Consider the following 25,197-nt stretch of genomic DNA (forward strand, 5'->3'; position numbering starts at 1 on the left):
CGTGAAGGCCCCCTTCCCTCGGCTGAGCCGAGNATCGCCCGCTCGCTTCCCTCGGCTGAGCCGAGGGAAGGGGGCCTTCACGCGCTGTCCACACAGTCACCTATTGTCGGAAAGTTGCAAGTTCTCATCCAGTTATTGCGTTGATCCGGGGCTTCACTTTAGAGTGACCGCAATCACGTGACAGCCGTCGCGATCCCGAGATGAGGCTTGAAGATGAGCAGCACTTGGTCCCCCACCGTGCGCCGCCGGATGTTCTGCCTGCTCCTCGCGGGCGGACTCACCCTGGGGGTGGCCGCCTGCGGTTCCGGTTCCGGTGAAAGCACCGGGGGCAAGGTCAAGATCACCGTGACCGGCCAGCCCCCGACCAGCCAGCCGTTCGAGCGCGGCGTGTTCGACGCCGACGTCAAGGAGTTCGAGGAGACCCACCCGGACATCGACATCGAGCCCCACGAAGGGTTCATGGATCCGAAGACGTTCTCCGCCAAGCTCGCCGGCGGGCAACTCGAAGACGTCTACTACGTCTACTTCACCGACCCGGCGCAGATCATCGCGCGCCGCCAGGCCGCCGACATCACCGAAGCGGCCAAGGGCCTGAAGAACTTCGGCGACATCAAACCGGAATTACTGGACAACTTCCGGGACGCCGACGGCAAGCTGTACGGCCTGCCGACGATGAACTACAGCATGGGCCTGGTCTACAGCCGTCCGCTGTTCCAGAAGGCCGGGCTGGACCCGAACAAATCGCCCCAGACCTGGGACGAGGTCCGCGAAGCCGCGAAGAAGATCGCCGCGCTGGGCAACGGCACGGTCGGTTACGCCGACTACAGCAAGAACAACCAGGGCGGCTGGCATCTGACCGCCTGGCTCTACTCGATGGGCAGCGAGGTCGCCCGCAAGGACGGCGACAACTGGATCGCCGCGTTCGACAACGACAAGGCCAAGGCCGCACTGAACCAGCTGCGCGCCATGCGGTGGGAAGACGACACCATGGGCAGCAAGCAGCTTCTCGAAGCACAGGACGTCCAGCGCATGATGGGCGCGGGCCAGCTCGGCATGTACATGGCCGCCCCGGACAACATCCCGGTGCTGGTCAAGCAGTTCAACGGCAAGTACGAAGACTACGGCGTCGCCGGGATGCCGGGCGGGCAGGGCACGCTGCTCGGCGGCGAGGGCTACATGATCAACCCCAAGGCCTCGCCGGAGAAGATCAAGGCAGGTCTGGAATGGGTCCGCTGGAAGTACCTCAACCCGGAGCGCTTCGAGAAGCACGTCCAGCAGTACGTCGACGGAAAACAGCCGGTGGGGCTGCCCGCCGAGCCCACCCCGGACGTCTGGCAGGGCGCCGTCCGCGACCAGCAGCTCGCGATCAAGGCCAAGCACGCCAACGTTCCCGCCGAGAACTATCAGTCCTATGTGGACGCCAGTGCACGGATCAAGGGCAGTATCGAACCGCCGAACGCGCAGCAGGTCTACGCCATTCTCGACAGTGTGATGCAGGCGGTGCTCACCGATCGGAACGCGAATATCGATCAGCAGCTGTCGTCGGCCGTGTCGAAGGTCAACAGTGTCCTCGCCCAGGTCAAGTAGCGTCCTCGACTGGCCCGCGACAGCGTCGTCGCGGGCCGGTCGCCCGGTGGCTTCGGCCGCCGAACGCCGCCGGAACCGGTGGCGCCGCAAGCTCAAGGAGAATCTCACCGCGTACGGCCTGTTGTGCGCCGCGCTCGTCGTGTTCGCGCTGTTCTCCTGGTACCCGATCGTGCGCGGCGTGCTGCTGAGCTTCCAGCAGGTCGACTTCGTCAACCCGCCGACGTGGGTCGGCTTCGACAATTTCACCCGCCTGTTCGAAGACCCGCTGTTCGGCGTCGCCTGGCGCAACACGCTGTTGTTCACCGTGCTCGCCCTGGTCTTCGGGTTCGTGGTGCCGTTCGTGACCGCGGTGCTGCTCAACGAACTGCGGCACGCCAAGGCGTTCTTCCGGCTCGCGGTCTACCTGCCGGTGATGCTGCCGCCGGTGGTCACCGCCCTGATGTGGAAATGGTTCTACGACCCGGGCGCCGGCCTGTTCAACTCCGCGCTCGGCGCCGTGGGCCTGCCCGGCGGCCAGTGGCTCGACTCGAGCGACACGTCGATGTTGTCGCTGGTGTTCGTGTCGACGTGGGCGAACATGGGCAGCACCACACTGATCTACCTCGCCGCGCTCGGCACCATCCCCGGTGAGCTCTACGAAGCCGCGGAGCTGGACGGCGCCGGGCTGTGGAAACGCCTGATCCATGTCACGCTGCCGCAGACCCGGTTCGTGTTGCTGGTGCTCCTGTTGCTGCAGGTCGTCGCGACCATGCAGGTGTTCACCGAGCCGTACGTGATGACCGGCGGCGGACCGGACGACTCGACCGTCACCGTGCTCCTGCTGCTGTACCGCTACGCCTTCGTCTACAACGACTTCGGCTCGGCCAGCGCGTTGAGCCTGCTGCTGTTCGTCGCGCTCGGGGTGTTCTCCGCGTTGTACGTGCGCCTGACCAGGAAGGCGGATCAGTCATGAGGACGCTCGTCTCCCCCAGCACGCTCCGCAGTCCCGGCGGCAAGATCGGGTACGCCGTCATCTTCGGCTGCACCCTGCTCCTGTTCGTCATCGCGTTCCTGTTCCCGCTGTACTGGGCGGTGACCGGTGCGATGAAGTCACCGCAGGAGCTGGCGCAGACGCCGGCGACGTTCATCCCGAACGAGTGGCATCCGGAGACCTTCGCCGACGCGTGGGACCAGCTGAGTCTCGGCAAGTACTTCCTCAACACCGTCATCGTCGCCGGCGGCGCCTGGCTGGCCCAGCTGGCGATCGACGTCCCCGCGGCGTTCGCGTTGTCGAAGCTGCGGCCGAAGTTCGGCAACGTCATGCTCGGGCTGATGCTCGTGACGTTGATGCTGCCGGCGGCGGCGCTGCTGGTGCCCACCTACGTGACGATCACCGACCTGCCGCTGCTGGACGTCAACCTGATCAACTCGCCGGCGGCGGTCTGGCTTCCCGCCGCCGCGAACGCGTTCAACATCTACCTGCTGAAACGGTTCTTCGACCAGATCCCGGACGAGCTGATCGAGGCCGCGCGCCTCGACGGCGCGGGACCGGTGCGCACGCTGTGGCGCGTCATCCTGCCGATCTCCCGGCCGATCCTGGCCGTGGTCTCGATCCTCGCGGTGGTGGCCGCGTGGAAGGACTTCATCTGGCCGCTGCTGGTGTTCCCGGACACCGAAAAGCAGACGCTGTCGGTGATGCTGCAGCGGGTGGCCATCGACATGCCGCTGAACGTGCTCGTCGCGGGCATGGTGCTGGCCAGTCTGCCGATGGTGGCGCTGTTCCTGGCGTTCCAGCGGCATATTCTCGCCGGGCTCACCGCCGGCAGCGTCAAGGGCTGAATTCTTCGCCGCATTCGGGGTATCCACGAACGATTGAGGAGGGCACTTCCGTGACCGCATTGGAGCAGTCCGCCGGATGGTGGCGGAGCGCGGCGATCTACCAGGTCTACATCCGCAGTTTCGCCGACGGGAACGGCGACGGCGTCGGCGATCTCGCCGGCGTCCGCGCGCGGCTGGACTACCTGGCCGAGCTGGGGATCGACGCGATCTGGTTCACCCCGTGGTATCCGTCGCCGATGGACGACGGCGGCTACGACGTCGCCGACTTCCGGGAGATCGACCCGCTCTTCGGCACGCTCGCCGAAGCGGAGGACCTGATCGCCGCGGCCCACGCCAAGGGGATCCGCGTGATCATCGACATCGTGCCGAACCACTGCTCCGACGAGCACCGCTGGTTCTCCGACGCGCTCGCGGCGGAGCCGGGATCACCGGAGCGGCAACGGTTCTGGTTCCGGCCGGGTCGCGGGCCGGACGGCTCCGAGCCGCCGAACAACTGGAAGTCGCGCTTCGGCGGCTCCGCGTGGACACGGGTCCCGGACGGCGAGTGGTACCTGCACCTGTACAGCTCACGCCAGCCGGACTTCAACTGGGACAACCAGGACATCCGCGCCGATTTCGAGGACGTGCTGCGGTTCTGGTTCGACCGCGGCGTCGACGGTTTCCGCATCGACGTCGCCGACGGGCTGGTGAAGGACCCGCGGCTGCCCGACGTCGATCCCGGCGACGAGACGCCGTTCTCCGATCAGGAGGGGCTGCACGAGATCTACCGGTCGTGGCGCAAGATCGCCGACAGCTACCCCGGCGACCGGGTGATGGTCGGTGAGATGTGGCTGCCGGACATGTCGCGGGCCGCGCGGTACCTCCGCCGCGACGAGCTGCACGCGGCGTTCAACTTCGATTTCCTGGTGTGCCCGTGGGATTCCGCGCGGTTCCGGGACGTCATCGAGCGGACGCTGGCGGCACACGAGGAGGTCGGCGCGCCCGCGGCCTGGGTGCTGTCGAACCACGACGTCACCCGGCACGTCACCCGGTACGGCCGCCAAGGTGACACCGGTTTCGCGTTCGCCGACCGGCTGCACGGCACCCCGGTGGACCGCGAACTCGGGACCCGGCGGGCGCGGGCGGCCGCGTTGCTGACCATGGCGCTGCCCGGTGGTCTGTACGTCTACCAAGGAGAGGAGCTCGGGCTATGGGAGGTCGAGGACATCCCGGACGGACTGCGTCAGGATCCGGTGTGGGCCCGCACTGACGGCGCCGATCCGGGCCGTGACGGCTGCCGTGTCCCGCTCCCCTGGTCCGGTGACGCGCCGCCGTTCGGTTTCGGCACCGGTGGGACGTGGCTGCCCCAGCCCGGGGAATGGCGCGCCAGTACGGCGGAGGCGCAGGCGGCCGAACCCGGGTCGATGCTCCGGCTCTACCGCGCCGGTTTGCGCTTGCGGAACGAACTTCCCGCGCTGGGCCCCGGCAATCTGGAGTGGCTGGCGCTGGGTGACGGCGTGCTCGCGTTCACCCGGGAGCCGGGCTTCACCTTCGTGCTGAACTTCTCGGACAAGCCGGTGGCGTTGCCGTCACACCGCGAAGTGCTCAGTGGGCCCGTCGAGAGTGCGCTCCCGACGGACACGGCGGTGTGGCTGCGCACCTGATCACCGACCGGCCGTGACCCGGCTGATCCGGCCGCGCATCCGTGCGCGGCCCGCCGGGTCACGCCACCGGAGGTGCCTGTCGAGCACCTCGCGGAGCACACCGCCGAGGACGAGGCCGCCGATGGCGGTCTCGACGCAGGGGTGGTCACGGAGCCAGTCGAACAGCTCCGACGACCGTCCTCCCGGCAGCACGGACCGGAGGAGGTCTTCGGTGGTGTGGTCCGCTTGCGCGCACACGTACAACGCCCACCGATGTGCCTCCGTCGGCGGATCACCGGCCAGCTGCGCGTAAACCGTGTCCACCACGAAGCGCTCCGCGTCGGACCGCGGCGACCTGCTGACCTCGGCGGCCAGCGAGAGCGCGAACGGGTTGCCCGCCGCGAAGTCCACAATGGACTTTCGGAGCGCGGGCGTGACACCGCGTGCTTCGAGTAGCGCCACGGACTCGGCCTCGCTCAACGCTTCGAGTTTCCGGATCCGGAGCCTTCCCGCCCACGCCGGATCGACCAGCAGCCTGGCGTCCGGCCCGGCCCTGCCCGCGATCACGACCGTGGCGCCGTCGGGCAGGCGGCGCAGGGCGCCCGCCGGATCGTCGAGCCCGTCGAACAGCCGCACGGGCTTTCCCATGGCCGCCGCGTCGTCGGCGAACTTCCGCAGCAAGGTCGACTTCCCGATGCCGGGCGGTCCGGTGAGGAACAGAACCTCGGCACCGTCGGCCGGGTCCCTCGCGAGCAGTCGCCGGAATTCCGCGCGTTCGCGCTCGCGTCCGACGAACAGCGGTGCCGGGTCACGACGCGTGGGCACCGGATCGTCCTCGGCCCGAAGCACCTTCTCGTGCAACGCCCGCAGTTTCGGCCCCGGCCGGACCCCGAGTTCTTCGTCGAACAGCTCGTGGATCGAGCGGTAGAGTTCGAGCGCTTCGGCCCTGCGCCCGCCGCGATGAAGGGCGAGAAGATAGATCTCGTACAGCGGTTCCTCGAGGCGGTTTCGCTCGATCAGCACGGGTACCTCGGCCATCACCTCGTCGTGTTCCCCGAGTTCGAGGCGCAGCCGGAGCAGTTCCTGGGTCGCGGTCAGTTTCAGTCGCTCCAGGCGCGCACGTTCCTGTTCGGCCGCTTCACCGGGGACGCCGGCCAGCGCCGTTCCGGTCCAGAGGCCGAGCGCGCGTTCCAGCAGCTTTGCCGCCGTGTCCACGTTGTGCGCCTGTCGCGCACTCTCGATCTGCCCGGCGAATTCGACGGCGTCCACCTCGAAACGATCCGGGTCCAGCCGGTAGCCGCCGGACCGCGAGACGATCGCCGAGCCCAAGCCCTGCAAGGAGAGCAGCCGCCGGAGTCGGGAGATGTAGGTGCGGATGACGGCCTCACCGGTGGCAGGCGCCCGCTCGCCCCAGAGCCCGTCGATCAGCTCACCGGTCCGGACGAAACTGCCCGCGTTGGCCAGCAACAGCATCAAGACCGCCTGCTGCTGCGGCGAGCCGAGGTCGAGCCGGGTGCCACCGCTGGTGAAGCCGGGCGGGCCGAGCACGGTGAAGCGGTACCGGACTTCCTGCGGCAGGCTGGACATGAGCGGAAAGTAGGCGAGCGCGCGCGACGGCCGCGAGCGTCGGACGACGTCATCGGCGTACGTCGTCCACCCATGACGTACAGCAATGACGTCATCCGACGGGCGCCGCCGTCAGGTCGGGCTTCCTACGGTTTCGGCATGTCTGAAACCACGTATACCGCCGTCGCCACTTCGACCGCGGAAGGCCGCAACGGCGGCCGGGCGACCTCCGCCGACGGCGTGCTCGACGTCGGCCTCGCCGTCCCCAAGGCCTTCGGCGGCTCCGGCGACGGCACGAACCCCGAGCAGCTGTTCGCCGCGGGCTGGGCGTCGTGCTTCGTGGGCGCCGTCCGCCGCGTCGCGGGCGTCAAGAAGGTCAAGCTGGAGGACCTCGCCGTCGTCGCCGAAGTGACGCTGCATCACGACACCGAAGCGGGTGAGTTCCACCTGAGCGCCGCGCTGCACCTGGAGGCCACCGGCATCGACCAGGCCACCGCCGACGAGCTGGTCCAGGGCGCGCACCAGGTGTGCCCGTATTCCAAGGCGACGCGGGGGAACATCGAGGTCACGTTGGACGCGACGGTCGCGTGAGCCCCAACGCACCCTTGAGCTCCGCCCGCGAACTCACCCCGAGCTTGGGGAAGATCCGGTGCAGGTGCGTGCCGACCGTCCGGTGCGACAGGTAGAGGCGCTGCCCGATCTCCCGGTTCGTCAGGCCCTCCGCGGCCAGCTGCACGATGCTCAGCTCGTGCGGGGTCAGTTTCTCCCGCGCGTCGGGACCACGGTTGGGGCTGGACTCCCCCGCGCTCCGGAGTTCACGGCGCGCGCGTTCGGCCCACGCGGTCATGCCGAGCGCGTCGAACGTCTCCCGCGCTGTGCGCAGGTGCACCCGTGAGTCCACGGCGCGCCGCTGCCGCCGTAGCCATTCGCCGTAGGCCAGGTGCAGCCGACCGCGTTCGGCGGGCCAGCCGTCCAGCTCCGCCCGCAGAGCGGTCCCGAACAGTTCGTCGCTCGGTTCGAGCACGGCGCGGGCGAAGCGCAAGCCGACGTGCAACGCGGGTGCCGGGGTGACCAGTGCGAGCTGTTCCATCTCCGCGACGATCTCGCGCAGGGCCTCGACCTGACCTGCCCGGATCGCGACCTCGGTGAGTTCCGCGACGAAGTAAACGCGCAGCGCCAGCTGGAAGGCGGGATCGGCGGGGTCGAACAGGCGCCGCAGATCGGCGAACGCGTCGTCGAAGCGGCCCTCGCTCGACGCGGTGATCCCTCTGGCGAGCTGCACGGTCGCCAGCACCGGACGGGCACCGGCGGCGAGCGCGGTCCGCTCGGCCTCGTCGGCCAGCGCCTTGGCCTGTTTGTGGTCACCCCGCAGCGCGGCGATCTCGGCTTGTACGGCGGTGGCGAGGCCGTACATGAACGGTTGCCCGGTCTCCTTGGCGAATTCGGCCGCTTCCGCCGCGGCCGGCACGGCCGCGGCGAGGTCGCCGAGCCGGACCCGGCTCCACGCCTGGACCGCCAGCGCTCGCGGCAGCAGGCCTAGCCTGCCCTGTGCCCGCAGCCCCGGCGCCGCGGCCGCCGAGAACCGGGCCGCCAGATCGACCGCGCCGACCTGCAGCGACGCGCTGCCGAGAAAACGGTCGACCTCGGGATCGGCACCGGTGACGACGGCGAGTTCGCGCAGCTCGGCGAGCACCGATCCGGCCCGGTCGAACGGCGCCACGTAGGCGGCGACGGCGACCATGCGCGGGTCCGAGTTCCCGACCGGGAGGCGGTCCGCGACGGCCAGCAGCGTTCGCCGCGTGTCTTCACCGGGTTCGGCCCAGAAACAGCGCATCGCGGCACCCCACAGGACACGCATCGCCGGATCCGGCTGTCCGTCCTCCGCGACCGATTCGGCCAGCCGCGCCAGTTCCGCGATCCGCGACAGGTCCTCGCGGACACCGTCCTCGAACCCGCTGAGCAACCAGCTCGCCGTCGCTCGTTGCCGCGGCGTGAGTTCTCCCGCGCGGGCGTCCCGGACGAGCCGTTCCGCGGTCTCGCGACCGCCGGAGTCGACGGCCAGCTCGGCAGCGCGCAGCAACCTGTCCGCCCGCCGTTCCGGATCGCCGCTCACCAGCGCCGCTTGCTCCAGCGCCGCGACGGCGGCCGTCGCTCCGCCGCGGTGCCGGGCGCGATCGGCGGCGTGCTCCAGCTCCCGGGCCACGTCCTCGTCGGCGCCGGTCGCGGCGGCCGCCCGATGCCAAGCGCTGCGATCCGGCTGCCCGCGGAAGACGTCGGCGAGGCTCAGGTGCGCGCGGCGCCGTTCCTCGAACGGCACCGAAGCCGGGATCGCCGAGCTCATCAGCGGATGCCGGAACGAGACCGCCCGCGCTTCGAGGTCGATCAACCGGGCATCGGCGGCCGGTGCCAGTGCCGACGGCTCGACGTCCTCACCCAGCAACGCGCCTGCCGCCGCGAGTGTCTCGGCGAGCGAGCCCGTCTCGTTGAGCGCGGCGACCAGCGAAGTCGTCCGGGCCGGTTCCGGCAGCGCGGTGAACCGGGCGCCGAACGTCCGCTCGAGCCGTTCGGTCAGCGGCAGCACGGGCTCGGGCGCCTCGGTCACGGCCGACGGCAGCTCGGTCAGGGCCAGCGGATTCCCGGCGGCCTCGGCGAGCACCCGTGACCGGACCGGCGAGGAGAGCCCGGGGGCGACGGAGTCGAGCAACTCGGCCGCCACGTCGCCGGGAAGGCGTTCCAGGTCCATTGAGGACAGTCCCGCGTCGCGCAGCGGCGACGGCTCCCCGTCCCGGACGGTCGCGATCAGCACGATCGGCTCCGTCTCGATCCGCCTGGCGACGAACGCGAGCGCGTCGGCGCTCTCGCGGTCCATCCAGTGGACGTCCTCGGCGACGATCAGCAACGGCTTGGCCGCCGCTTCGTCCGAAAGCAGCGTCAACGCGGCGAGCCCGACCAGGTACGCGTTGGGCTCACCCGCTTCGGCGAGCCCCAGCGCCGCCCAGAGCGCGGAACGCTGCGGCGCGGGCAGGGTGTCGGCACCGGCCCGGACCGGATGGAGCAGCTGGTGCAGGGCGGCGTACGCGTAGTTCCGTTCGACCTCGACGCCGGTCGTGCGCAACACCCGCAGGCCCCCGACCGTCGCGGCGGCCACCGCCTCCGCCACGACGGCGGACTTGCCGATGCCCGGTTCGCCCTGGACGAGGACACCACCGCAACCCGCGGCGGGCCCGTCGACGAGCTCGGCCAGGTCCTTCAGCTCGGCTTCCCGTCCGAAAAGCGGCATGGTGCGGCATTCCTCCCCTCGGCCGTGGGCGGCCGCCCGTCCGACGATACCCATACGGTCCGGTTAGGACTCCCCGGCGGCGTCCACAGGATGTAGACGGCGTGTCGACACGATCGGCCTAGCTTCGGGAAAGTGATGAGACACAAGAAGTTGTTCCTGGCGGTGGCGCCGCTGGCCGCCCTGCTGCCGCTCGTGCTGACCTCGGTCACGCAGACGGCGCCCGCCGAAGCGGCGGTGACGTCGTGCTCGGCGGTCCCCGTCTCGGCGCCCGAGGGCGCGCGAATCGAGTCGGTCCAGGCTGAGCAGAAGCCCGGCGGGACCGTCACGTTCCCGCCCACCCCGTTCTCGGCTCCGTCCGCGATCGCGGACGTGCCCGCGTACTGCGAAATCACCGTCACCCTGACCCACGGCACGGCGGGTGACCATGTCAAGGTCGCCGTCGCGCTGCCGCGGACCGGGTGGACGGGCAGGCTCCAGGCGGTCGGCGGCAGCGCCTACACCGCCGGTGACTTCGGTGCCCCGCTCGTCCAGGCCGTCAAAGACGGCTACAGCGGTGTGACGACCGATGCCGGTGTCCCGCTGACGTTCCTCGACACTTCGTGGGCGCTCACTCCCCAGGGCGAGATCGACAAGCCGCTGGTGACGAACTTCGCGTCCCGTTCCGTGCACGAAGCGGCCCTCGTCGGGAAGGACGTGACGCGGAAGTTCTACCAGCGGGAAGTCGGCTACTCGTACTGGAACGGGTGCTCGACGGGAGGCCGTCAGGGCTACTCCGAAGCGCAGCGGTACCCGGGAGACTTCGACGGCGTCCTGGCGAACGCTCCCGCCGTGCACTGGGCGGAGTTCGCGGTCGCGACCCTCTGGCCGCGAGTCGTGATGAACCAGGAGAAGACCTTCCCGCCGCCCTGCGTCTTCACCGCCTTCCAGCAGGCGGCGATCAAGGCCTGCGACGGCCGGGACGGGGTCACCGACGGCATCGTGGACCGGCCGGACGAATGCGGCTACGACCCTCGATCGCTCATCGGCACGAAGGTGCTCTGCGGCGACAGGGAGGTCACCGTCACCGCGTCGGACGCCGAAGTCGTCCGCAAGATCTGGGCCGGGCCGTCCGACGAGCACGGACGACGGCTCTGGGCCGGTCTCCCCAAGGGCGCGGACTTCGGCCCGGTGACGAACGCTCCCGGTTTCCCGGTGGCCACGGGCTGGGTGCGGACGTTCCTGAAGAAGCAGCCCGGATTCGACACCGAGACGCTCACCTATCGCCAGTTCGCCGACCTGTTCCGCCAGTCGGTGCGGGAGTACGACGACGTCATCGGGACCTCGGACCCCGATCTGTCGGCGTTCCGCCGGGCGGGCGGCAAGCTGATCACCTTCGTCGGCACCGACGACCAGCTGATCCCGCCGGGCGGCACGCTGCAGTACCGCCGCGAGGTCGAGCGTGAGATGGGCGGCCCGAAGCGGGTCAACGACTTCTACCGGCTGTTCCTCGCGCCGGGCGTCGCGCACTGCTCCGGCGGCGCGGGTGCCGCACCGACGAACGCGCTGGGCGCGCTCGTCGACTGGGTCGAACACGGCAAGGCGCCGTCGACCCTGCCCGCGGCGAACGGCGACAAGACCCTCAGCCGGGATCTCTGCCCGTATCCGCAGGTCTCGCGATACCGCGGCCACGGTGATCCCGCGGTGGCCACGAGCTACCGCTGCACCGGCCACTGAGGCCCCGCACACCGGTGCCCGTCGTGCCGTCGCTCCCTCCGGCACGACGGGCACTGCACTTCCCCACACTGTGAGAAGTTCCGCCGTTCCCTTTGCCCTACCCCTCAAAAGTACGGTATGGACGACAGTGGACATTGCGGCGAAGCGCCTCGCACGTCGGTGCCGCCTTTCCGCCGGCAACGGCTGAACCGTTGCACCGCAACGGAAACGCCACGCGGATCAGCACGGATCACCGCCATATCACCCCGCGTTCCAGCCGGGCGATATGACCCAAATGGTATGTACCAGTTGCGTGATCCGCCTCGTACGGTCGGGGACGAATCCCCCTCCCCCGCCCGTTTCGAGGAAAGCGTTGAAATGAACAGAAAGATCTTAGCCGCCACAGCCGCGGCCATAGCCGGGGCAGGCCTGGTCACCGCCATCGCCCTCACTCCCAACGCGAGCGCCGGTCAGCAGGCCACCGCCGGTGACCAGTCCCAGTCCGAAATGCTGGCCGCGATGGCCCGCGACCTCAAGATCAGCCCGGAACAGGCCAAGCTCCGGCTCGCGAGCGAACAGCGCGCCGCGGTCGCCGACAACACGCTGAAGAAGCAGCTCGGCACGTCATACGCCGGATCGTGGCTCGACGGCTCCGGGACCACGCTGACCGTGGCGGTCACCGACGCCGCCGTGGGCGACCTCGTCCGTGCCGCGGGCGCCACCCCGAAGACGGTCGCCCGCAGTGCCGCCGACCTCGACGCGGCGAAGCTGCGGCTCGACGCCAAGTCCGCCAAGGCGCCGAAGACCGTGCCGGGCTGGTTCACCGACGTCACCACCAACTCGATCGTCGTCCTCGCCAACGCCGGTGGCGAATCCGCCGCGAAGTCGTGGGCTGCCGAGGCCGGTGTGCCGTCCGACCTGGTCCGGGTCGAGGCCAGCACCGAACAGCCGCGTGCGCTGATCGACATCATCGGCGGCAACGCCTACACCTTCGGCTCGGGCCGCTGCTCCATCGGTTTCGCCGTCGACGGCGGCTTCGTGACCGCCGGCCACTGCGGCACCACCGGAACGCGCACCTCGAACCCGAGCGGGACCGTCGCCGGCTCCAGCTTCCCCGGCAACGACTACGCCTGGGTCCGCGCCGACGCGGGCAACACCCCGCGCCCGCTGGTGAACCGTTACCCCGGCACCGTGCCGGTCGCCGGCTCGACCGAGGCCCCGGTCAACTCCTCGGTGTGCCGCTCCGGCTCCACCACCGGCTGGCGCTGCGGCACCATCCTGCAGAAGAACACCTCGGTCACCTACCCCGAGGGCACCATCACCGGCCTGACCCGGACCAACGCCTGCGCCGAGCCTGGTGACTCGGGCGGCTCGTGGCTCACCGGTGACCAGGCGCAGGGCGTCACCTCCGGTGGCTCCGGCAACTGCACCTCCGGCGGCACCATCTACTTCCAGCCGATTTCGGAGATCCTGAGCGTCTACAACCTGCGTCTGACGGTCAGCGGCAACCCACCGTCCAGCACCACCACGACGCCGACCACGCCCACCACCCCGACCAGCCCGACGACGTCGAACCCGCCGGGCGGCACCTGGGCGCCGTACACGTACTACGGCTCCGGCGCGACCGCCAGCTACGGCGGCAGCAACTACCGGGTCATCCAGCCGCACACCTCAATGCCCGGTTGGGAACCACCGAACGTGCCCGCGCTTTGGGAACTCGCCTGACCTGGACCGCCCCCGGCGACCTCACCTCGCCGGGGGCGGCTCCTCCCCCTGACGACGGCGCGCTGACGGCGGATCTCGAATCCCTCGTCCCCCGCGCCCGCCGCGGCGACCCCGCGGCGACGAACGAGCTGATGAACATCGTCCAGCCGGTGGTCGCGGACTACTGCCGGAGCCGGATGGACGGAACCGACGCGCGGGAGATCGCCGCGGACGACGTCGCGCAGGAGACCTGTCTCGCCGTGCTCACCAGCCTGCCCACCGCGCGGACCACCGGAGGCTCTTTCCTCACCGCCGTCCTGGGAATCGCGGCGAGGAAGGTCGCCGCCGCTTTCCGGCGGCGAGCCCGGGACAAGTCGGAACCCACGCCCGATCCGCCCGAACGCGCGACGCCCGAACCCAACGAACCCGAGTGGCAGGCGCTGGCCGCCGACGGCCACGACCGGTTGACGCGGCTGATGAGCACCCTGCCCGGTATCCAGCAGGAGATCCTCCGGCTGCGGATCACGGTCGGCATGACGGCGCCCGAGGCGGGCGCGGTCCTGCGGGTGAGCCCCGGCCTGGTCCGGGTCGCCCAGCATCGCGCCCTGCACAAACTCCGCACGATCATCAGCGAGGACGACCTGTGATCAGCCCCCTGATCGGTCCCGGGGACGGCCACACCTGGCCGACGGAGATCGATGTCCGGCATCTGCGCCTCCTCGACGCCATCGCGTCGGCGGGCAGCATCGCGAAGGCCGCGACCGCACTCGGGCTCTCCCAGCCCGCGTTGAGCACGCAGCTCCACCGAGTCGAACGGGCACTGGAACGGACGGTGTTCGAACGCGACCGGCACGGCGTGCGGCCCACCGCGCTGGGCGAGGTGCTCCTGAACCACGCGCGCCGGGTACTGGCCGCGGCGGACGACCTCGAACTGGCGATCCGCCGGTTCCACAGCGCGCCTTCCGAGGGACTGCTCCGGATCGGCGCGCTTCCGACCGTCTTCGCCGAGACGCTGAGCGGTGTGGTCGCCGCGGCGGCTCGTGGCCGTCCCGTCGAACTGCTGGCCGTGACCAGCCGGACGGCGTTGTTCTCGGCGCTGGTCGACGGCACGGTCGAATTGGCGCTGTACATGGATCACCCAGGGCAGGAGATCGTTCCGCCCGACGGCGTCCACATGCTTCCTGTCGGCACGGAGCCGGTCTTCGTGGTCGTGTCCCCGGACCATCCCGCCGCCGGACTCGGCGAGGTGTCCCTGGCCGAGCTCGACGGCTCGGTCTGGCTGATGCCGTCGGACGAGGACGACGAGTTCCACGCTCACCTGACCGACCAGTGCGCCCGCGCCGGCCTCGGCGAGATCACCGTGCGGAAGCTGGATCCGATGGCGTTGCGGCAGAGCGTCCGGCACGAACCTCGCGCGGTGGCGCCCGCCCGCTCCCTCGGTTCCGGTTCCACGATCCCGGGCCCGGTGGTGGCGCTGCGGGGTGTGCCGCTGAGGACGCGGCATCTCCTGCTGTGGCGGGACGGCTCGTCCATCGACGTGCCCACTGTCCGAAGTGGACTGGTGGACGCGATCACCGAGCCCGCCGCGATCCGGCATCGGCTTCCCGAGTGGGCGGCCGCCAACCCCGGCTGGCTCGGCACCTGACCGGATTCAGCGCTGGATGCAGTCGAGACCGAGGCCGAAGGCCGTGAGCACGTACTGACAGATATGCGTCGCGTGCGCTTCGTCGGTCTCGAGGCAGCCCACCGGCACGCCCAGCAGATCGACCGCGCACGACGCGTAGAACTGGTTCGGGCTGCCGGGCACCGGGTCCGCTATGGCGGGCGAGGCGGTGACGGCGCCCAAGAACGTGACCGCGGCCGCCAGCGCGGCGATTCGAGTCTTCATCGTGCTCTCCCATCCGTCGATGCCCCCGGGTTCCCCGGATCCGGCCGGTTCACTGGGTGATCACCGGAAAGTGTCACGGTGACGTACACCGATGACGTCGTCCGACAGGCGCCGCGGCCCCTTCGGCCGTCTTAGCGTGAATTCATGCCCGCACTGGGAAAGACCGTCCTCGCCGCCGCCGTCCTGTTCACCGCCGCGTGCGGTGCCCCCTCGCCCGCTCCGCCGGTGACCGCTCCCCCCGCCGCGGCCGCCGGCTGGTCGCCGGCTCCCGTGGTGCCGTTGCCTTCCCAGCCGCCGCCGTCGCTGGTCGTGGACGCGCCGTTGCCAGCACAGCTCGCGATGGGCCTGGTCGTGCTGCGGTACCGGGCGGAGAACCTCCGGATCGTCCCGGTGTACGGCCCCGCCGCACTGGACGTCTCACCCCGGATCGGCCATATCCACGTGACCGTCGACGACGCGGCGTGGCACTGGGCCGACGGCAGCGGCGAACCGCTGATCATCCAGTCGCTGCCCGCGGGACCGCACAAGGTGTGGATCGGTCTCGCCGACCCGACGCACAAGATCCTCGACCAGAAGACCGTGGACTTCGTCGTTCCCGCCCACACCGGACACCACTGAGGAGACGCTTTCATGACACTGGATCAGTACTACCTGCTCGGCCGCTCCGGACTGCGCGTCAGCCGGATCGCGCTCGGAACGATGAACTTCGGTACCGGCGGTTTCCACGCCGCGTACGGGAAATCCGAGGACGACGTCCGCCCGATCTTCCGCAAGTACCTGGAGGCGGGCGGGAACTTCATCGACACCGCGGACTTCTACACCGCGGGTGAGAGCGAGACCATCCTCGGCCGCCTCATCGCCGAGGCGAAGGTGCGCGACAGGGTCGTGCTCACCACCAAGTACACCAACAGCGTCGACCCCGGCGACCCGAACGCGGGCGGCAACGGGCGCAAGCACCTGATCAGGGCGCTGGAAGCGTCGTTGCGGCGGCTGGGCACCGACCACGTAGATCTCTTCCTGCTGCACACCTGGGACCGCGTCACACCGGCGGAAGAGGTGATGCGCACGTTCGACGACCTGGTGCGCGCGGGGAAGATCCGCTACGCCGGGCTCTCCGACGTACCCGCCTGGTACGCCGCCCGGGCGCAGAGCTTCGCCGAGGCGAACGCGCTCACCCCGGCCGTCAATCTCCAGCTGCCCTACTCGCTCGTGGAAAGGACGATCGAGACCGAGCACGTGCCGATGGGACAGCATCTCGGGCTCGGCATCACCGCGTGGAGCCCGCTGGCCGGCGGGTTCCTCACCGGCAAGTACCGCCAGACCGGCGAGACCACGAGCGGTGACGGCAGGCTGAGCGATCCGGGGAACGCCGGGAAGTCGTGGACGGACCGCGACTGGGCACTGCTGAAACCGCTGGAGAAGGTCGCTGACGAACTCGGCGTCACGATGGCCCAGGTCGCGATCAACTGGGTCGCGACCCAGCCGGGCGTCGCGGCCGCGATCGTCGGGGCGAGCAGCGCCGATCAGCTGGGCAAGAGCATGGCCGCACTGGACTTCACGCTTCCGCCGGACCTGCGGGCGCTCCTCGACGAGGCCAGTGCCGTCCCGCCGGAGTCGGTGTACCGGATGTTCACGCCCGCGTATCAGAATTGGGTGATCAGCCCCGGGGTGAAGGTCGGGGACAAGCCGGCGGGGTACGTGCCCGCGGTGCGGAACTGGTGAGCTGACCATCGGCGTGCCCACGATCTGTTGCCGTTTCGCGGCGACGGGCCGTGGGCGTTGCGCAGGCGGACCTTCACCTCGCCGCCCCTCCGCGTCGCCGATTCGCGGCAACGGGCCGTGGGGTCACCCGGAGCGTCGCCGTTTCGCGGCAACGGGCCGTGGGGTCACCCAGAGCGTCGCCGTTTCGCGACCACCCATCGAAAGGTGGCCCCGGCGTCCAGCCCCCTCCACCGCGGCCGTCGCCGTTTCGCGGCAACGACCCACGCTCGCCATGCCTGCCAGAGACACGCGGTATAGACCGTTATACGGCTCCTATCCGCGAGATCGACATGAGGTCGCGCGGATGCTTCGGCAGTGCCCCCAGGCAGGTCACCCTGATTACGCCGGACCGAGGAACTCCCCCCGCCACCGCCGCGAACTCCGCCGGATTGGTGCCGTGCACCAGATGCCCCGCGTCGTCGATGGTCACCAGGCGGCAGTCCGGGATCAGCCCGCACATCCGCTCCAGCGACTCCCGGGTGACGTGGCTGGCCGGCCCGCCGCTGACCAGCAGGGTGGGCGCGGTGATCGCGGCGAGCCGGTCCCACCAGACGGGGTCGGCGTGCGCAGTTCGGCCATGATCGGGGTCGATCAGCCGCCAGTCGAACGGCAACCGCTCGGGCGGCTCCTGCGCGGGAGCCAACGGCTCCAAGGGCCCGAGAGGAGGCGGCGCAGTGTCCTCGACGACCAGCCGCCGGACGCGTCCCGGCAGGCGCTGGGCGAGCAGCACGGCGACCCGGCCGCCCAGATCCGCCCGTTCCCCCAGAAGATCGGTCACCTCGTCGGCCATCGCCGCGAGCGAGTACTTCTCCGCGTGAGCACTGTCGCCGTGTCCCGGCAGATCGACGGCCAGCACACGACGACCGGCCAGCCGGGCGCCGAAATCGCCCCAAGTGCCCGATCCTCTGCCCAAGGCGTGCAGCAGGACCACGGCACTCCCGCCCACGGACCGTCTCTCGAACGGCGAGCGTCACGCCCGCAAGTGCGCCCGGTCCGGCGCGACGGCGTGCTGAAGCGGCTCCCCGAGCACGAACCGCCGTAGCTCTCGCGCGACGAGTTCACCCATCCGAGCGCGTTCGGCGCCCAGCGCGCCCGCCAGATGCGGGGTGAGCACCACGTTCGGCAACGTGTACAGCGGCGAGTCCGGCTCGGGCGGTTCGGGCCAGGTGACGTCGAGGATCGCCGTGAGATCGGGCCGCTCGCGCAGCACCGGGACGACCGACGGCTCGTCGACGACGGCGCCGCGGGCGGTGTTGATCAAGGTCGCGCCGATGCCCATCCTCGCCACCAGCTCCCCGTCGACCAGACCTTCGGTCTCGGGGAGCAGTGGCGCGTGCAGACTGACCACGGGACACGTGGCGAACAGTTCGTCCAGGCCCACCAGCCGCACGCCGAGACCGTCGGCCGTCGCCGGGTCGACGACGGGGTCGCTCGCGAGCACGTCCACGTCGAAACCGCGCAAATGCGACGCGACGAGAGCACCGATCTCGCCGAGGCCGAGCAGCCCGACCCGGGACCGGTAGGCACCCGCGACCCTCGGGTCCGGCGGGTAGGCTCGCCGCTCCCGGATCTCCCGGGAGATCCGGTGCACCTGCTTGAGTCCTAAGAGGACCTGGGCAAGGGTGAACTCGGCGACCGGGATGGCGTTCGCGGCCGCGGCGGATACGATCGGCAGCTCGCGCGCCCAGAACTCGGGCGTGGTCAGCGGCCGGACCGAGCCGGCGGCGACGAACACGGCCCGCAGGTCCCGCGCGTGTCCCAGGAGGACGGAGTCCAGCGCCGGGGCACCCCAGCCGGACAGCAGGATTTCGACCCCTTCCAGTGCCGCCGGGTCCTCCGCCAGCCGCTCACGGGTGAGCGGCTCACGCAGGTCCACCAGCGTTTCGATCTCCTTCAGCACCGCCTCGGGATAAACGTCGTCGCGGCGGCGTTCCTCCATCACGAGAAGTGCCGTCGGCCGGTGTCGCAGCTCGGTCATTCCTACCTCCGCGGCGACCATACATCGGATGCTTGACCCGGTCCACGCGCGGCGAGTCCCACGCAGAGGCGACCAGGGGCGATTGAAATTCGTAATGATCGGACCATTGACCGGAGACCGGGAAAGCGCTTACCGTCCCCTCCGAGGTAGACAGCGTGGTCCACAGTGAACAGGAGATGCGATGCGGAAATCGCGGTGGATCGGCGTGGGACTCACTGTCTCAGCGCTGGTCCTTTCGGGCTGCTCGGCAGGCCCCGCCGGAACGAACGTCGCGCAGGACACCAAGGCGCCGTTGGAACTGTGGACCCGGACGACCCCCGGCGGCCCTGGTGAACAGGCCACCAAGCGGCTCGCGGAAGCCTTCGAGAAGGCCACGGGATTCAAGGTGCAGGTCACCGCGATCTTCGACGACTTCGAGACGAAGCTCGCCCAGCGGGCCGCCCAGCGCGACCTGCCGGACATCGTGATGAACGACGTCACGCAGCTGGGCACGCTGAAGAGCCAGGGTCTCGTCCGCGAGGTCGAGCCGGGCAAGATCAAGCACACCTCGGAACTCACCGAGCAGGCCCTGAAGTCGAACCAGACAGCGGACGGCAAGCTGTACGGCCTGCCCTACAGCGCGCAGGCCTCGGCGCTGCTCATCCGCAAGGACTGGCGGGAGAAGCTCGGCAAGAGCGTCCCGCAGAGCTGGGCCGAGCTGGCGGACCTCGCCAAGGCCTTCACCACCGGCGACCCCGACGGCAACGGCAAGGCCGACACCGCGGGCCTGAACGCGACGCTGTCGACCAAGCGGGGCTACGCCTCCTGGTACTTCTCGAACTTCCTCTGGGCCGCCGGCGGCGACTTCATCTCCGAGACCGGTGGTGGCAAGTACAAGCCGGCGATGAGCACACCCGAATCCGTGGCCGCGGTGCAGTGGTTCCGCGACCTCGGCTGCAAGGACAACGTCATCCAGCCCGGTTCGGTCACCATGCCGACCCCGGCGACCAACGAGACCTTCGAAGCGGGCAAGGCCGGGATGTACGTCGTCGGCCCGTACCTGCTGCCGCGGTTCGACAAGTCGCTCGGCAAGGACAAGTACGAGGTCGTCCCGATGCCGAAGGGCGCCAAGAACGCCGACGTCCTCGCCGAGGGCCTGTCGATCTACATGATGGCCGGTTCGCCGAACCAGGCCGGGCAGGACGCCTTCGGTGACTTCGCGATCTCGGTCGACGGCCAGAAGATCGGCATGGAGGGCGAATCGGCCTTCATCGTGCAGCTTCCGGTGAACAAGAACGTCGACATCACCCAGGTCCGCTCCGACCCGCGCTGGAAGACCTACGCCGAGATCTACACCAAGTCCGGCCACTACGCGCCGTCCATCCCGAACTGGACGCCGGTCCGCCAGGACACCGCCGACACGATCAGCGCGCTCGTGGCCGACTGCAAGCTCGATCTCAAGGCGGAACTGTCCAAACTCGACACCAAGCTCACCGCGACCTTGCAGCAACAGGGGATCAGCGCCTCATGACCGTAGATCACGCCAAGCCGGCGGCCGTCGGCGCGGACCGTCCCGCCGTCAAGCGGGCACCCGCGCCGAAGGCCCGCAGGCGCAGCGACCGCGACGGGAAGTGGTGGACGCCGTGGCTGTTCCTGGCCCCCGCCCTGATCCTGTTCGTGTACTTCAAGTTCATCCCGATGATCACCGCGGTGACGATGTCCTTTCAGGACGTCCAGCCGTACCTGGGCAACCAGTGGGTCGGCGGGCAGAACTACAGCACCGTCCTCGGTGACGAGGCGTTCCACTCCGCGATCTGGCACACCATCGTGATCGCGGTCGGGCAGACCGCGGGATCGATGATCATCGGCCTCGCCCTCGCCCTGCTGATGGAGGGCCAGAGCAAGCGGCTGAAGTTCCTGCGGTCGGCGGCGTTCCTGCCGGTGGTCGTGCCGATCGCGGTGGTCGCCGAACTCTGGCGGATCATGTACCACCCGACCGAGGACGGGATGCTGAACTCCATCCTCGGCCTGGTCGGGCTCGGCCCGTCGGGCTTCATCAACGATCCCGACAGCTCGATGATCTCGGTCATCATCACCGGGATCTGGCGCGGCGCCCCGTACGACATGATGATCTTCCTCGCGGGCCTCGCCGGAATCGACAGGGGACTCTACGAAGCGGCCACTGTGGACGGTGCCTCGCGCTGGCGCAAGATCCTCCACGTGACGCTGCCGGGCCTGAGGTCGGTGTTCTCGATCCTGTTCGTCCTCGCGGCGATCCGTGGCCTGCGGGTGTTCACCGAGGTGTTCCTGCTGACCAACGGCGGGCCGAACGGCTCGACCGAGGTGGCGATGACCCTGATCTACAAACTCGGCCTGGAACAGAACCGGCTGGGCGTCGGTGCGGCGGGCGCGGTCCTGCTGTTCCTTGCGACGCTCGTGCTGACCTTGTTCGTCCAGGTGCTCCGACGGAGGCGAGACGCATGACCGCGGCCAACGATTCCGCACTCGGCCTCGACGCCGTCAAGTCACCGGCCGGGCGGATCCTGAAGTTCGTCCTGTACGCCCTGCTGCTCCTGGTGTTCGCGGGACCACTGCTGGCACTGCTGGTCAGCGCGTTCAACGACGTCTCCGATCCGACGGCGCTGAGCGTCGTCCCGTCCAGCCCGACCCTGGACAACTTCGGCATCGCCTTCGACCTCGGTGTGGGGATGTACCTCCTCAACTCGTTCCTGGTGGTCGGCTTCGGCCTGCTGCTGCAGGTCGTGATCTCGGTGCTGGCCGGCTACGCGCTGGCGCGCAAGAAGTTCCGGTTCATGACCTTCGTGCTGGTCGCGATCCTGGCGACGCTGATGCTCCCGGAGGAGATCCTCGCGATCCCGCTGTCGCTGATCCTGTCGGATCTGCCGGTGGTGCATCTGAACCTGATCGGCAGCCTCGCCGGGATGATCGTGCCACTGGGCGCGTGGGCCTTCTCGATCCTGGTGATGACCGAGTTCATGAAGGACGTCCCTCGCGAGCTCGAAGAGGCCGCGCGGATCGACGGGGCCGGCGACCTGCGGATCTTCGCCCAGATCATCCTCCCGATGTGCAAGCCCGCGCTCGGCGTGATCGGCGTCTTCGGCTTCACGATGATCTGGGACCAGTACCTGCTGCCGTTGCTGGTGTCGACCGATGCTTCGACCTACACCCTGCCGCTGGCCCTGCGGACCCTGCGGATCGACACGAACGTCACGCCCGGCGTGATCATGGCCGCGTCGCTGCTGGCGCTGCTCCCGTCGGTCGCCGCGTTCCTGTTCTTCCAGCGTTCGTTCGTCCGCGGCCTCGCCTCGGGCGCGCTCAAGGGCTGACTCACCAAAGACAATCAAGGAGCGATCCTGCAGTGAGTTCCACCGCCTGGTTCACCCACGACAGGTTCGGGATGTTCGTCCACTGGGGACTGTATTCCCTCGCCGCCCGGCACGAATGGGTGCAGAACCGCGAAAAGCTGACCGACGAGCAGTACCGGGTGTACTTCGACCACTTCGAACCGGACAAGTACGACCCGCGTTCCTGGGCGCGCGCCGCGAAGGCCGCGGGCATGACCTACGTCGTGTTGACCACCAAGCACCACGACGGTTTCTGCCTGTGGGACAGCGACCTCACCGACTTCAAGGTGACGAACACGCCGTACGGCAAAGACCTGCTCGGCCCGTTCGTCGGCGCCTGCCGCGAAGAGGGTTTGAAGGTCGGCTTCTACCACTCGCTGATCGACTGGCACCACCCCGCGTTCCCCGTCGACGGCACCCATCCCCGCCGTGACGATGCCGAGTACATCGCGGCGCACCAGTACGCCGACATCGCCGAGTACCAGCTCTATCTGCACGGTCAGGTGCGCGAACTGCTCACCCGCTTCGGCACGATCGACTACCTGTTCTTCGACTTCTCCTACAAGGGCCGCAAGGAATGGTGGGGCGGCAAGGGGCCGGACGACTGGGACTCCCCCGGCCTGCTCGCGCTCGTCCGCGAACTCCAGCCCGGCATCCTGGTCAACGACCGCACCGGGATCCCTGGCGACTTCATCACCCCGGAGCAGTACCAGCCGTCCGGCCCGATGACCCGCGACGGCGTCCCGGTGGTGTGGGAGGCGTGCCAGACACTGAACGGCAGCTGGGGTTACGACCGCGACAACCTCGACTACAAGAGCCCGGAACTGCTCATCCGGATGCTGGTCGACGGCGTGTCCAAGGACGGCAACCTGCTGCTCAACGTAGGCCCGAACGGCCGGGGTGAGATCGACCCCCGTGCGCACGAAGTCCTCGCCGAGATCGGCCACTGGATGGACCGGCACGAACGGTCCATCCGCGGCTGCGGTCCCAGCGAGTTCACCGCGCCCGCCGACGGCCGCTACACCCAGCGCGGTGACCGGCTGTACCTGCACCTGTTCAGCTGGCCGATGAACCACGTCCACCTGCCCGGGCTCGCCGGGCGGGTGCGCTACGCCCAGTTGCTCGACGACGCCTCGGAAATCCGGCAGGTGCACACGGATCCCGGGCAGACCGCGCAGAACACCCAGATGGGCGGGCAGCCGGAAGGCACGCTCACCCTGAAACTCCCCATCCGGAAACCGGACACCCCGGTCCCGGTGATCGAACTGTTCCTGAGCAAAGAAAGCCCCGCCGCCGAAACCCTCCCCACCGATTGAGCACGGAGGCATCATGGATCGCAGAAGGTTCCTCAGCGGCGCCACCCTCGGCGCCGCGCTGATCACCGTCCCCTGGGTCACCGCGGGCACGGCGTCGGCCAAACCGAAGGGGCTGTGCGCCCTGAACGTCAGTTCGCTGACCGAACTGCAGAACGCGATCAACCAGGCGGGCCCCGGTGACGTCATCACCGTGAACAACGGGACGTACACCGTGCCGTCGGGCAAGCCGATCGTCATCAAGGGCAGGCGCGGCACGAAGGACCAGCCGATCTCCATCGTCGCCCAGTCCCGCGGCGGGGTGACCTTCAACGGTGAGCAGAGTTTCGTCTTCGACGACTCCACCGGCGTCACGCTCAGCGGGTTCAATTTCCGGCAGAGCACCACGCTGGAGATCCCGGCGAACTGTTCGCGGATCCGCCTGACCCGCAACGACTTCCAGCTGGCCGACATCGAAGGCCTGCACTGGGTGATGGTCCGCGCCGACTACAGCAAGGTCGACCGCAACCACTTCCACCACAAGACGACGCTCGGCGTCATGCTCTGCATCGAGGGCGCGGACGAAGACAAGATGGCGACCGGCGTCCACGTCGTGCGGAACTACTTCTCCGACCACACCTTCCCCGGCGACAACGGCGGCGAGCCGATCCGGCTCGGCGTCAGCCCGCGCGCGCTGAGCACCGCCGGCGCCACGGTGGAGTACAACCTGTTCGAACGCGCGAACGGCGACCCGGAGGCGATCTCGATCAAGTCGTCGGGCAACTTCATCCGCAACAACACCATCCGGAACAGCCTCGGCGGCATCGTGCTGCGCCACGGGAACAAGTCCGTCGTCGAATCCAACTTCATCCTCGGCGGCAAGGAAGGCATCCGGATCTACGGCAACGACCACAAGATCCTCAACAACTACGTCGCCGGAGTGTCCGGCAGCGCGCTGGTCGTCGGCAGCGGCTCCGTTCGGGACCACTTCCCGGGTGAATCGAAGGAATCACGGCGCGGCAACGACGCTGCGGACCGCGTGCTCATCGCGCACAACACGCTGCTGAACAACGGCGGCACGCTCGCCGGCGAGACCAAACGGACGATCGAACCACGCGATTGCACGATCTCCGACAACATCTTCGTCGGCGGCAACGGCGACCTGGTCGCGATGAGCACCACGGGCAACTTCACCTGGTCCGGCAACATCCTGTGGGGTTCGGGCGGGGACGGGAACATCCCGGCGGGGACCTTCCGCCGGGTCGACCCGAAGCTCGTACAGGGCACCGACGGGGTCTCGCGGCTCGCCGCGGGCAGCCCGGCGATCGACGCGGCGACCCTGTCGACCGCACCGGTCACGTTGGACATCGACGGTCAGGCTCGCGGCAGCCTGCGTGACGTCGGCGCCGACGAGTACTCGACGGCCGCCATCGCCAACCGGCCGCTCACCACCGCGGACGTCGGCCCCGGCGCTCCGTAGCGAAGCCGGGCTCACGCCGGCGGCAGCCCACGNGGCCGGACGTCGCGATCGTCGTGTCCGGCGGCGGATCGTCGCTGTCCGAGCTGGCCGGGCTGGTCGTGGACCGCGTCGGCACACGCCGGCGTGAGCCCACCGCACCACCGAGTGCCCGTTGGCGGAGCCGAAGAAGTACCCGAGAAGCGACC

21 protein-coding genes are annotated in these 25,197 nt (G+C 69.3%); 16 read left to right on the plus strand and 5 right to left on the minus strand.

Features of this window, described 5'->3' with window-relative positions; all coding sequences use genetic code 11:
- Window positions 1–213 precede the first annotated feature (213 nt).
- From LCL61_RS27185 to LCL61_RS27200, 4 genes are read left to right on the plus strand one after another with little or no spacing between them, the layout of a single operon-like run.
- Window positions 214–1,587 (plus strand): ABC transporter substrate-binding protein, encoded by a 1,374-nt coding sequence (locus LCL61_RS27185; protein WP_340682346.1) that lies wholly within the window; start codon window positions 214–216, stop codon window positions 1,585–1,587.
- Window positions 1,565–2,539, plus strand: coding sequence for a sugar ABC transporter permease (locus tag LCL61_RS27190; protein ID WP_340682347.1), 975 nt, complete (start codon window positions 1,565–1,567; stop codon window positions 2,537–2,539). Before LCL61_RS27185 ends, LCL61_RS27190 begins: the two co-directional genes overlap by 23 nt.
- Complete coding sequence (locus tag LCL61_RS27195) at window positions 2,536–3,405, plus strand: carbohydrate ABC transporter permease (protein ID WP_340682348.1); 870 nt, start codon at window positions 2,536–2,538, stop codon at window positions 3,403–3,405. Before LCL61_RS27190 ends, LCL61_RS27195 begins: the two co-directional genes overlap by 4 nt.
- A 50-nt stretch (window positions 3,406–3,455) precedes the next feature.
- Window positions 3,456–5,048 carry a glycoside hydrolase family 13 protein gene (locus LCL61_RS27200; RefSeq protein WP_340682349.1) on the plus strand — a complete coding sequence of 531 codons (1,593 nt, stop codon included), beginning with the start codon at window positions 3,456–3,458 and terminating at the stop codon, window positions 5,046–5,048.
- Here LCL61_RS27200 and LCL61_RS27205 read toward each other — a convergent pair whose 3' ends face one another.
- Window positions 5,049–6,614, minus strand: a complete 1,566-nt coding sequence (locus LCL61_RS27205) for a BTAD domain-containing putative transcriptional regulator (RefSeq protein WP_340682350.1) — start codon at window positions 6,612–6,614, stop codon at window positions 5,049–5,051.
- Between the two features lie 138 nt (window positions 6,615–6,752).
- On the opposite strand from LCL61_RS27205, the gene LCL61_RS27210 reads away from it, so the two are divergent.
- Window positions 6,753–7,184 carry an organic hydroperoxide resistance protein gene (locus LCL61_RS27210; protein WP_340682351.1) on the plus strand — a complete coding sequence of 144 codons (432 nt, stop codon included), beginning with the start codon at window positions 6,753–6,755 and terminating at the stop codon, window positions 7,182–7,184.
- Here LCL61_RS27210 and LCL61_RS27215 read toward each other — a convergent pair.
- Window positions 7,159–9,873, minus strand: coding sequence for a helix-turn-helix transcriptional regulator (locus LCL61_RS27215; protein ID WP_340688690.1), 2,715 nt, complete (start codon window positions 9,871–9,873; stop codon window positions 7,159–7,161). The genes LCL61_RS27210 and LCL61_RS27215 overlap by 26 nt on opposite strands.
- A 135-nt stretch (window positions 9,874–10,008) precedes the next feature.
- On the opposite strand from LCL61_RS27215, the gene LCL61_RS27220 reads away from it, so the two are divergent.
- The 4 genes from LCL61_RS27220 to LCL61_RS27235 all read left to right on the plus strand — a co-directional run bounded on the left by LCL61_RS27220 (window position 10,009) and on the right by LCL61_RS27235 (window position 14,914).
- The gene (locus tag LCL61_RS27220) at window positions 10,009–11,586 is read left to right on the plus strand and encodes a tannase/feruloyl esterase family alpha/beta hydrolase (protein WP_340682352.1); all 1,578 of its coding nucleotides are present in this window, start codon (window positions 10,009–10,011) and stop codon (window positions 11,584–11,586) included.
- A 357-nt stretch (window positions 11,587–11,943) separates the two neighbouring features.
- Entirely contained in the window at window positions 11,944–13,290 is a 1,347-nt protein-coding gene (locus LCL61_RS27225; RefSeq protein ID WP_340682353.1) for an alpha-lytic protease prodomain-containing protein, read from the plus strand.
- Entirely contained in the window at window positions 13,275–13,916 is a 642-nt protein-coding gene (locus tag LCL61_RS27230; protein WP_340682354.1) for a sigma-70 family RNA polymerase sigma factor, read from the plus strand. The genes LCL61_RS27225 and LCL61_RS27230 overlap by 16 nt, the downstream gene beginning before the upstream one ends.
- Window positions 13,913–14,914, plus strand: coding sequence for a LysR family transcriptional regulator (locus LCL61_RS27235; protein WP_340682355.1), 1,002 nt, complete (start codon window positions 13,913–13,915; stop codon window positions 14,912–14,914). The genes LCL61_RS27230 and LCL61_RS27235 overlap by 4 nt, the downstream gene beginning before the upstream one ends.
- 6 nt (window positions 14,915–14,920) lie before the next feature.
- Here LCL61_RS27235 and LCL61_RS27240 read toward each other — a convergent pair whose 3' ends face one another.
- Complete coding sequence (locus LCL61_RS27240; RefSeq protein WP_340682356.1) at window positions 14,921–15,157, minus strand: hypothetical protein; 237 nt, start codon at window positions 15,155–15,157, stop codon at window positions 14,921–14,923.
- A 144-nt stretch (window positions 15,158–15,301) separates the two neighbouring features.
- On the opposite strand from LCL61_RS27240, the gene LCL61_RS27245 reads away from it, so the two are divergent.
- Complete coding sequence (locus LCL61_RS27245) at window positions 15,302–15,775, plus strand: DUF6130 family protein (RefSeq protein ID WP_340682357.1); 474 nt, start codon at window positions 15,302–15,304, stop codon at window positions 15,773–15,775.
- 12 nt (window positions 15,776–15,787) lie between these two features.
- Window positions 15,788–16,879, plus strand: a complete 1,092-nt coding sequence (locus tag LCL61_RS27250; protein ID WP_340682358.1) for an aldo/keto reductase — start codon at window positions 15,788–15,790, stop codon at window positions 16,877–16,879.
- 301 nt (window positions 16,880–17,180) lie between these two features.
- Here the strand turns inward: LCL61_RS27250 and LCL61_RS27255 are convergent, their stop codons facing one another.
- Together LCL61_RS27255 and LCL61_RS27260 are read right to left on the minus strand one after the other, a co-directional pair.
- Complete coding sequence (locus tag LCL61_RS27255; protein ID WP_340682359.1) at window positions 17,181–17,864, minus strand: alpha/beta hydrolase; 684 nt, start codon at window positions 17,862–17,864, stop codon at window positions 17,181–17,183.
- A gap of 24 nt (window positions 17,865–17,888) precedes the next feature.
- The gene (locus LCL61_RS27260; RefSeq protein WP_340682360.1) at window positions 17,889–18,896 is read right to left on the minus strand and encodes a hydroxyacid dehydrogenase; all 1,008 of its coding nucleotides are present in this window, start codon (window positions 18,894–18,896) and stop codon (window positions 17,889–17,891) included.
- A 181-nt stretch (window positions 18,897–19,077) separates the two neighbouring features.
- On the opposite strand from LCL61_RS27260, the gene LCL61_RS27265 reads away from it, so the two are divergent.
- From LCL61_RS27265 to LCL61_RS27285, 5 genes are read left to right on the plus strand one after another with little or no spacing between them, the layout of a single operon-like run.
- A complete protein-coding gene (locus LCL61_RS27265; RefSeq protein ID WP_340682361.1) occupies window positions 19,078–20,406 on the plus strand; it encodes a sugar ABC transporter substrate-binding protein in 1,329 nt (442 codons plus the stop codon).
- Entirely contained in the window at window positions 20,403–21,359 is a 957-nt protein-coding gene (locus LCL61_RS27270; RefSeq protein WP_340682362.1) for a sugar ABC transporter permease, read from the plus strand. Before LCL61_RS27265 ends, LCL61_RS27270 begins: the two co-directional genes overlap by 4 nt.
- A complete protein-coding gene (locus LCL61_RS27275) occupies window positions 21,356–22,222 on the plus strand; it encodes a carbohydrate ABC transporter permease (protein ID WP_125690702.1) in 867 nt (288 codons plus the stop codon). Before LCL61_RS27270 ends, LCL61_RS27275 begins: the two co-directional genes overlap by 4 nt.
- 32 nt (window positions 22,223–22,254) lie before the next feature.
- On the plus strand, window positions 22,255–23,556 hold the full coding sequence (locus LCL61_RS27280; protein WP_340682363.1) for an alpha-L-fucosidase: 1,302 nt from the start codon (window positions 22,255–22,257) through the stop codon (window positions 23,554–23,556).
- Window positions 23,557–23,569: 13 nt separating this feature from the next.
- Window positions 23,570–25,012, plus strand: a complete 1,443-nt coding sequence (locus tag LCL61_RS27285) for a polysaccharide lyase 6 family protein (protein WP_340682364.1) — start codon at window positions 23,570–23,572, stop codon at window positions 25,010–25,012.
- The last annotated feature ends 185 nt before the right edge of the window (window positions 25,013–25,197 follow it).

This window comes from Amycolatopsis coloradensis (genome assembly GCF_037997115.1).
Lineage (GTDB): Bacteria > Actinomycetota > Actinomycetes > Mycobacteriales > Pseudonocardiaceae > Amycolatopsis > Amycolatopsis coloradensis_A.

Bases quoted from the DNA above. Each gene is read 5' to 3' on its own strand.
- LCL61_RS27185 (WP_340682346.1), top strand. From the start codon at position 214: ATGAGCAGCACTTGGTCCCCCACCGTGCGCCGCCGGATGTTCTGCCTG.
- LCL61_RS27195 (WP_340682348.1), top strand. From the start codon at position 2,536: ATGAGGACGCTCGTCTCCCCCAGCACGCTCCGCAGTCCCGGCGGCAAG.
- LCL61_RS27205 (WP_340682350.1), bottom strand. From the start codon at position 6,614: ATGTCCAGCCTGCCGCAGGAAGTCCGGTACCGCTTCACCGTGCTCGGC.
- LCL61_RS27210 (WP_340682351.1), top strand. From the start codon at position 6,753: ATGTCTGAAACCACGTATACCGCCGTCGCCACTTCGACCGCGGAAGGC.
- LCL61_RS27215 (WP_340688690.1), bottom strand. From the start codon at position 9,873: ATGCCGCTTTTCGGACGGGAAGCCGAGCTGAAGGACCTGGCCGAGCTC.
- LCL61_RS27220 (WP_340682352.1), top strand. From the start codon at position 10,009: ATGAGACACAAGAAGTTGTTCCTGGCGGTGGCGCCGCTGGCCGCCCTG.
- LCL61_RS27225 (WP_340682353.1), top strand. From the start codon at position 11,944: ATGAACAGAAAGATCTTAGCCGCCACAGCCGCGGCCATAGCCGGGGCA.
- LCL61_RS27240 (WP_340682356.1), bottom strand. From the start codon at position 15,157: ATGAAGACTCGAATCGCCGCGCTGGCGGCCGCGGTCACGTTCTTGGGC.
- LCL61_RS27245 (WP_340682357.1), top strand. From the start codon at position 15,302: ATGCCCGCACTGGGAAAGACCGTCCTCGCCGCCGCCGTCCTGTTCACC.
- LCL61_RS27250 (WP_340682358.1), top strand. From the start codon at position 15,788: ATGACACTGGATCAGTACTACCTGCTCGGCCGCTCCGGACTGCGCGTC.
- LCL61_RS27260 (WP_340682360.1), bottom strand. From the start codon at position 18,896: ATGACCGAGCTGCGACACCGGCCGACGGCACTTCTCGTGATGGAGGAA.
- LCL61_RS27265 (WP_340682361.1), top strand. From the start codon at position 19,078: ATGCGGAAATCGCGGTGGATCGGCGTGGGACTCACTGTCTCAGCGCTG.
- LCL61_RS27270 (WP_340682362.1), top strand. From the start codon at position 20,403: ATGACCGTAGATCACGCCAAGCCGGCGGCCGTCGGCGCGGACCGTCCC.
- LCL61_RS27275 (WP_125690702.1), top strand. From the start codon at position 21,356: ATGACCGCGGCCAACGATTCCGCACTCGGCCTCGACGCCGTCAAGTCA.
- LCL61_RS27285 (WP_340682364.1), top strand. From the start codon at position 23,570: ATGGATCGCAGAAGGTTCCTCAGCGGCGCCACCCTCGGCGCCGCGCTG.